We start from the raw sequence: 7,500 nt of genomic DNA on the forward strand, positions 1-7,500 counted from the left end.
ATTGGTTGTGCACGTCCAAGCAGTTAGGCTGATAAGTAGGCAAATCCGCTTATCATAAAGGCTGAGCTGTGATGGGGAAGCTCCTTATGGAGCGAAGTCTTTGATTCCCCGCTGCCAAGAAAAGCTTCTAGCGAGATAAAAGGTGCCTGTACCGCAAACCGACACAGGTAGGCGAGGAGAGAATCCTAAGGTGTGCGAGAGAACTCTGGTTAAGGAACTCGGCAAAATGACCCCGTAACTTCGGGAGAAGGGGTGCTTTCTTAACGGAAAGCCGCAGTGAATAGGCCCAAGCGACTGTTTAGCAAAAACACAGCTCTCTGCGAAGCCGTAAGGCGAAGTATAGGGGGTGACACCTGCCCGGTGCTGGAAGGTTAAGGAGAGGGGTTAGCGTAAGCGAAGCTCTGAACTGAAGCCCCAGTAAACGGCGGCCGTAACTATAACGGTCCTAAGGTAGCGAAATTCCTTGTCGGGTAAGTTCCGACCCGCACGAAAGGTGTAACGATTTGGGCACTGTCTCAACCAGAGACTCGGTGAAATTATAGTACCTGTGAAGATGCAGGTTACCCGCGACAGGACGGAAAGACCCCGTGGAGCTTTACTGTAGCCTGATATTGAATTTTGGTACAGTTTGTACAGGATAGGCGGGAGCCATTGAAACCGGAGCGCTAGCTTCGGTGGAGGCGCTGGTGGGATACCGCCCTGACTGTATTGAAATTCTAACCTACGGGTCTTATCGACCCGGGAGACAGTGTCAGGTGGGCAGTTTGACTGGGGCGGTCGCCTCCTAAAGTGTAACGGAGGCGCCCAAAGGTTCCCTCAGAATGGTTGGAAATCATTCGTAGAGTGCAAAGGCATAAGGGAGCTTGACTGCGAGACCTACAAGTCGAGCAGGGACGAAAGTCGGGCTTAGTGATCCGGTGGTTCCGCATGGAAGGGCCATCGCTCAACGGATAAAAGCTACCCCGGGGATAACAGGCTTATCTCCCCCAAGAGTCCACATCGACGGGGAGGTTTGGCACCTCGATGTCGGCTCATCGCATCCTGGGGCTGTAGTCGGTCCCAAGGGTTGGGCTGTTCGCCCATTAAAGCGGTACGCGAGCTGGGTTCAGAACGTCGTGAGACAGTTCGGTCCCTATCCGTCGTGGGCGTAGGAAATTTGAGAGGAGCTGTCCTTAGTACGAGAGGACCGGGATGGACGCACCGCTGGTGTACCAGTTGTTCTGCCAAGGGCATAGCTGGGTAGCTATGTGCGGAAGGGATAAGTGCTGAAAGCATCTAAGCATGAAGCCCCCCTCAAGATGAGATTTCCCATAGCGTAAGCTAGTAAGATCCCTGAAAGATGATCAGGTTGATAGGTTCGAGGTGGAAGCATGGTGACATGTGGAGCTGACGAATACTAATAGATCGAGGACTTAACCATATAATATGTAGCAATGTTATCTAGTTTTGAAGGAATATGCCTTCATAGTTTGGTGATGATGGCAGAGAGGTCACACCCGTTCCCATACCGAACACGGAAGTTAAGCTCTCTAGCGCCGATGGTAGTTGGGACCTTGTCCCTGTGAGAGTAGGACGTCGCCAAGCAACTTTAAGACGAGTCAGAATGACTCGTCTTTTTTGTATGCTTTCATACCTCTATCAATTGCATTTTTAACCCCTTCTAAATAAGAAAATCCATATTTTTTATCTGGCTCTAAGTAAGTTCCTTCCGCCCACTCGTTCCATGCGTTAATAAATAAAAACTCGCTGTTATAAAAAGAGTAAGTCCGATGAATTTGCTTGCTTAAATATATGGTGAACTTTTCAGGGGTAGAACCTACAAAGATGCTACTATTCGCGTTTTTACGTCGTGCAGTATTATCCCAATCAACAAAAGCACCAGGAAATGTTTTTTTCTTTGGGAGCGATCGTTGTAATATATACATCCATACTTTATCGTAGTCCCAAACATTTAATTGCATATCAGAATCATATATTACCTTATTTATGTCTGAAGAGCTATCATGGGCAATTGTATAGAAAGGTTCAAACTGAATGCTAGCATCAAATCCATTTATATTAGGTAGTGGAAAACTGTTTAATGTTTCAGCAAAGTATATACCTTTTAAACCATTTTCTCGCGCTAATGCATTCCAGTAATTAAGCATTTTTTCACAATCAGGAATATGTCCTGGACGATAAATAATGAATAGAGGTTTATCATCTATATAAATATATCTCTCATCCTGGAAAGCCTGTAATAAATAATCAAAGTGTTCCTTCCAATCAGATATATCTCCGTAGTCTTGAGGCATTAATATATGTTTATCGAGACCATCCCAAGATTTTGTCCATGGTTCATTTGCCCAAGAAAGACAAAAAGGGAAGTCAGGTTCCTTCATCTTTAATACCTCATTAAAGGGTGTTTCTAATAGTCTTTTTCCCTTAAACCAGTAATGATAATAACAAAAACCATATATCCCGTATGCTTTAGCGATTTTTGCTTGCCACTTTCTTACGGAGGGGGTAGTTAAGTCGTAATAAAAATCTTGATAAGGTTCCCTAGGTTGATAATGTCCTGAAAATAAAGGTCGTGCACTTTTAGTATTTGTCCATTCAGTAAATCCTTCCCCCCACCATCGATCATTTTCTTTTATTTGATGGAATTGTGGTAAGTAAAAAGCGATTATTTTCAAGTTATATCCCCCTTATATTATTCGTAGTTCAAGTAGTGGGAAGTTACTATTGATTTATTAAATCACTGAATTATATAGTATTTAGAAATTTTTTACATATTTTTTACTAATAAAAACATGTAAAAATTCAGCATCTAGCCCTAGTGATCTATCCTTTGGTAAATAAACAATTGTATACATATTTGCGTGTGTATAAATATATTCAATCATATCCTGCCCCCAATCGAACGTTACTAAAGATCCATTCTCATCAATAGGGTTTCCATGATAAATGGGCTCTTCAATATATTCAATCACCTCTTTATTCATTTTTGCTCTTTGCACAGTTTTTGTGAGTGTATGATACCAAGGGACAGTAAATACATGAGCACCGCCAGGTTTTAATACTCGTTCTATTTCTTTAAAGGCTTTGTTTGGCGTCATTACATGCTCAAAAACGTCTTGAGTAATGAATAAATCAAAAGATTCATTTTCAAAAGTCATGTCTTCTAAGTTTTCACATCTAATACCTTGAAAGTATTGGCCAAGAGGATAATTTCTAAAGTATTGAGAATAAGTATAGTTTTTACAGTTTTTTAATAGTAGCTGAGTCGTAATTCCTCCAGGAGAGGATTCGTGAATATTATAGGAATCCCATTTTGGAAAAAATGTATGTAAAGCATGGATTAAAGCTCGCTGCCTTGGTATAGAGTTACATGTAGAACATAAATAATGATCTCTAAGCCAATCATTATGCTCTATAAATGTAGCTTTCTTTTCGCAAATAACGCAGTACCCATTATTGTGTTTCAAATTGATTTCCACACAATATCCCTCCTATGTTAATAAATGCAATTTATGTATGGAAAATATGATACACGTCAACAATCAGCGAAATCAAAGGAAATGGGTGAAAGTTAGGTATCTCTTAAAATTACGATTAGGGAAAGAGAATAATTAACTCCCACTCGAATTAAAGTTTCACTTTATGCTATGCGATGTATCAGCTTTTATTCGTGGAAAAATGTATAGACTTAAAATATCCCTTTCGTGTATGGGTACATTTCAAAATCCTGTGCGTATATTTCTGTAACTAAGTCCATAGTTTCTTTATCATAAAAGCTTTCGTATGTTGGAAATCGGGGAAAGCCTGGATCTGTAATGCTAAGTTCTGCATAGCTTCCTGCATAAATCATCTTGTGAGCGCGATGATGATCTGAATTTGTAAGAAGTGCTAAATTAGATTTTGTTAAATCGTACATGTGTTCTATTTTAGTGATTTGTGTATTAAAATCTTCTAAAGGAATATAGCATTGAATGAAGTTTTCTTCACCAGGGACGTATTGTTGACTAAAATGTATATCTAATGCTAGGGAATTGGAACCGAATGCCTGAACGTAATATAAAAATTGTTTAAATGATATTCCTTGATTACTATATTTATCATTATAAAAATAATGACGGATGCTCTCCCATTGTGGGCTAGCATATGGATTGTCAGCAAGTAATAAAAATGAGCTGACAGCCCTTGTATAAGGATTTCGTACAAGTTTACAAACATTTTTTTTAGCCTCTAGAAGACTATTTTGTAAATGTTGAATGTAATTTGTACTGTTTTTATACACCCAGAACTCATAGTAATGAATAAAGTCATTGTATTTCTTTGCTTCAGTAAATAATCCAATTTGAAAAAAGAACCAATTAGCTAATGAGGTGCATCCGCTTCTATGACTCCAAAATAGTATAAGGGGAAAGTCTTTATGGTAATGGGGAATTCGATCTTTATGTAGGATTACATGATTTAAAAGTTCTTGATTTATATTTTTCATGAGTTTCGCACTCCTTTTTTTAGAACCTTGTGTATTTAGAAGTTTTTTTATGGGTTAAACAAGTGAGGATTGTTTATTAAATATATTCATGGGGATGAGTAAATATTATGATTGTTTTTGCAGTCAACCTTAATAAGGAAGCTATTCTAAAATGAAAATAGAAAATAAAGATAATGAAAATTTATAACAAACATACAATGATAAGAGGATGAATAATCAAAATGATCCAGTTTATTTGTGTATATTTTTAAGTTTGACGATAGGAAAAATTTATTACTAGAGAGATGATATTATGAGGAAGAATAATTATTTAATAGTAGGTGGAAATAGTTTCATTGGTATCAACCTCGCATTGGGTTTATTGAAACAGGGACAAAATGTAAAAGTATTTTCCAGACATATAAATAATTTTCCTCAAAATATTATAAGTGAAGTTGAATTTATTAAAGGTGATTTAGAAAATGTTAAGGATATATATAAGGCTTTAGTGAATATAGATATTATTATTTATTTAGCTGCGACGTCTAACGTAGCAACTTCAATTGAAGACGTTTTTGGCGATATTAATAGCAGTCTATTTTTTCTTAATTTCATGGAAAGTGTTAAAGAATTTCGTATTAAAAAAATTATATTAGCTTCTTCGGGAGGCACAGTTTATGGTGAACCTGAATATTTGCCTATTGATGAGAAACATCCATTAAGACCACTTTCCCCGTATGGAATAACAAAAGTTTCGCTGGAGAATTATTTGTATTTTTATAAGAAAAAATATGGAATAGATTATGTTGTATGTAGATATTCTAATCCGTATGGAAAATACCAAAACCCTTTAAAAAAAGTTGGGGCGATAAATTGTTTTTTGTACCAGCATCTCAGTAATGAAAGGATTCATATATATGGGAATCCAGAGGAGATTATTAGAGATTATATTTATATCGATGATTTAGTTGAAATTACTATACAACTAGCACAATTAAATCAATTGAAATCTTGCGTATACAACATAGGGAGTGGCAAAGGTCTTTCTTTAAAACGAATTATAGTGGAATTAGAGAAAATAACAGAAAGAAAAGTGGATTTTATCTGTTACAAACAAAAACAAGAGAACGTTCAAAAAATCATTTTAAATATTGATAAGGTAAAACAAGAATTGAATTGGGAACCTAAAATAGATTTTAAACATGGGATTAGATTAAATAAGCTATGGATTGAAGAGTTCTTATGTAGTAAAAAATAATAACCCACGCTCTACTTGTATATAAGCAGAGCGTGGGTTATTATTTTATTTCTTTTTCTATAACCCAAAGGTCTTGATGTTCCCACCAAAATCCTTCAGTATACTTTTTGATAATTGGGTTATGGGGTAATAATTTAATTTTGTCACACACGTAAGAGGGGCTAACTATCGTTTGTCCGTATTGATTCACATCTAAATCAAATTGTTCACTAGAAGAGAGAAACCAATAGCCCTTTTCATTTAAATTTGGAAACCCAAAGTATTTTTTGCTTTGATAGCCATGGGTTGTGAAAATGAATAAACCACCAGGTGAAACAGCGTTATACAATGTTTGTAGCCAACGAAACCAAGTTGTATCAGGCATATGAGAGAAAAAGGATAGACAAAAAACGATATCGTATGTAGAGGAGTCCAATTTTAACTGTTCAGGCTCAGGATGAGATAATATAGAAGAATTATTTAATTTGTTTTCAATAAAGGAAATGGCCTCTTCGTGTATATCGCAAGCGGTTATACTCAAACTCGTTTGTAGATTTAATAAATGACGTGTTACGCAGCCGTATCCGGATGCAAATTCTAACAATTGAATTGGATTGCCTGTAGGAGGATAAAGGGAAGTAATTAAGTTTAAGAGTATTTGTGCTGAGTTTTTCCCATCTTTAAAGTAGTAATCTATCGCTTCTTTTTTTGATGGGAAGACAGGATTAGTGACAATGAACTGAAAGATATGATCCTCAGGATGGATACTTGCATTTACATTATAGCTGTGTGCGATTTGAGAAATTAAATCTTTATGTTCCTCTATAAAGTCTTTCAAAGAGTATTCCTCCCTTGAGTAATAGTAGCAACTTAAAAGAGATATTGATGGCATAGAAAGCACATGTTTAAATTTTTAAGTATGCTTTAAGATACTTTCTATATGTATACATTTTCATTTTAGAAATGTCGTCGATAGTAAATCTTTCTTTAATGAAATTTTGCATTTGCACAACTTCATTGTAATGGGAGTATGAATCTTCTGTTCTCGTTACGCTATTTAAATGTCGTCTATGATAGTTTAAGGGGGCTGGATTGAAGTGAATATCTCCCTCTGTAAGAAGAGAAACATAGAAGAACCAGTCACCAGCTATTTTGAACTTCTCTAACTGTTTTTCTGTTTTCTTCATATCTATATTTTTAAAAACTACACTTGAAACATTAGGTATAGTATTTTTGATAAGTAACGTATCTTGTATTTCTTCGACTCCTTTTCGAAAATAGGGGGCTTTCCATTTTTCTTTATCGATATCATTTGTGTAATTTAAATAATGATTAGCCAATACATTTCCTTGTTCATCTATTTGTTTTGATTGTGTGTAACTTAAGGTAATATTGTTATTTATATAAAACCCCTGTATCACCTCTTGTAAAAATGTCTTATCGCATAAGTCATCGGCCTCTGCGATCCAAATATAATCACCAGTTGCTGCAGAGACTCCTTTTATCCATTGTTTAAATACAGAACCAGAGTTTTTATCATTAATAATCTGTTGAACCTTCAGGTGGGTCTTATTTTCTTTTGAGAGCAGCTTTTTAAAAGTTGATACGCTATGATCAGTGGAGGCATCGTCTAAGAAAATTAGTTCGTAAAGAGGGTAGGTTTGGTTTAATATCGATTCGATTCGATCAGGTAAGTATTTTTCATAATTATAGTTCGGTATGATTACACTTATCTTTTTGTAATTATGTTCGAGAAGATCTAGTAATTGATAAATGTAATTAAGAAAATTGAAGTTTTTTT

At 36.0% G+C, this 7,500-nt stretch carries 6 protein-coding genes and 2 rRNA genes (2 of these 8 only partly in view); 3 read left to right on the plus strand and 5 right to left on the minus strand.

Annotated features, from left to right (window positions below):
- Together NST86_RS01580 and rrf are read left to right on the plus strand one after the other, a co-directional pair.
- Positions 1 to 1,420 (plus strand): 23S ribosomal RNA (locus NST86_RS01580) (it extends 1,503 nt beyond the left edge of the window).
- Between the two features lie 48 nt (positions 1,421 to 1,468).
- Positions 1,469 to 1,584: ribosomal RNA gene (rrf, locus tag NST86_RS01585) — 5S ribosomal RNA — on the plus strand.
- Positions 1,585 to 1,598: 14 nt separating this feature from the next.
- On the opposite strand, the gene NST86_RS01590 is transcribed toward rrf, so the two are convergent.
- From NST86_RS01590 to NST86_RS01600, 3 genes are all read right to left on the minus strand, one after another.
- Positions 1,599 to 2,675, minus strand: a complete 1,077-nt coding sequence (locus NST86_RS01590) for a glycosyltransferase WbsX family protein (protein ID WP_016119031.1) — start codon at positions 2,673 to 2,675, stop codon at positions 1,599 to 1,601.
- An 81-nt stretch (positions 2,676 to 2,756) separates the two neighbouring features.
- A complete protein-coding gene (locus tag NST86_RS01595; RefSeq protein WP_000405115.1) occupies positions 2,757 to 3,479 on the minus strand; it encodes a class I SAM-dependent methyltransferase in 723 nt (240 codons plus the stop codon).
- Between the two features lie 209 nt (positions 3,480 to 3,688).
- A complete protein-coding gene (locus NST86_RS01600; protein WP_000790052.1) occupies positions 3,689 to 4,483 on the minus strand; it encodes a sulfotransferase family 2 domain-containing protein in 795 nt (264 codons plus the stop codon).
- 292 nt (positions 4,484 to 4,775) lie between these two features.
- On the opposite strand from NST86_RS01600, the gene NST86_RS01605 reads away from it, so the two are divergent.
- Positions 4,776 to 5,720 (plus strand): NAD-dependent epimerase/dehydratase family protein, encoded by a 945-nt coding sequence (locus tag NST86_RS01605; protein WP_001230831.1) that lies wholly within the window; start codon positions 4,776 to 4,778, stop codon positions 5,718 to 5,720.
- Between the two features lie 40 nt (positions 5,721 to 5,760).
- On the opposite strand, the gene NST86_RS01610 is transcribed toward NST86_RS01605, so the two are convergent.
- Both NST86_RS01610 and NST86_RS01615 read right to left on the minus strand, forming a co-directional pair.
- Positions 5,761 to 6,537 (minus strand): class I SAM-dependent methyltransferase, encoded by a 777-nt coding sequence (locus NST86_RS01610; RefSeq protein WP_000651234.1) that lies wholly within the window; start codon positions 6,535 to 6,537, stop codon positions 5,761 to 5,763.
- 67 nt (positions 6,538 to 6,604) lie between these two features.
- Positions 6,605 to 7,500, minus strand: the 3' portion of a protein-coding gene (locus NST86_RS01615; RefSeq protein WP_227593491.1) for a glycosyltransferase. 1,036 nt of this gene lie beyond the right edge of the window; 896 of the gene's 1,932 nt are visible here — the last part of the coding sequence; the start codon falls outside the window, past its right edge; its stop codon occupies positions 6,605 to 6,607.

Source organism: Bacillus sp. FSL L8-0199, from assembly GCF_038005705.1.
GTDB classification, from domain to species: domain Bacteria; phylum Bacillota; class Bacilli; order Bacillales; family Bacillaceae_G; genus Bacillus_A; species Bacillus_A cereus.

What these genes read in the sequence shown, in the direction of transcription:
- NST86_RS01600 (WP_000790052.1), bottom strand. Translation starts at nt 4,483, where the DNA reads ATGAAAAATATAAATCAAGAACTTTTAAATCATGTAATCCTACATAAA.
- NST86_RS01605 (WP_001230831.1), top strand. Translation starts at nt 4,776, where the DNA reads ATGAGGAAGAATAATTATTTAATAGTAGGTGGAAATAGTTTCATTGGT.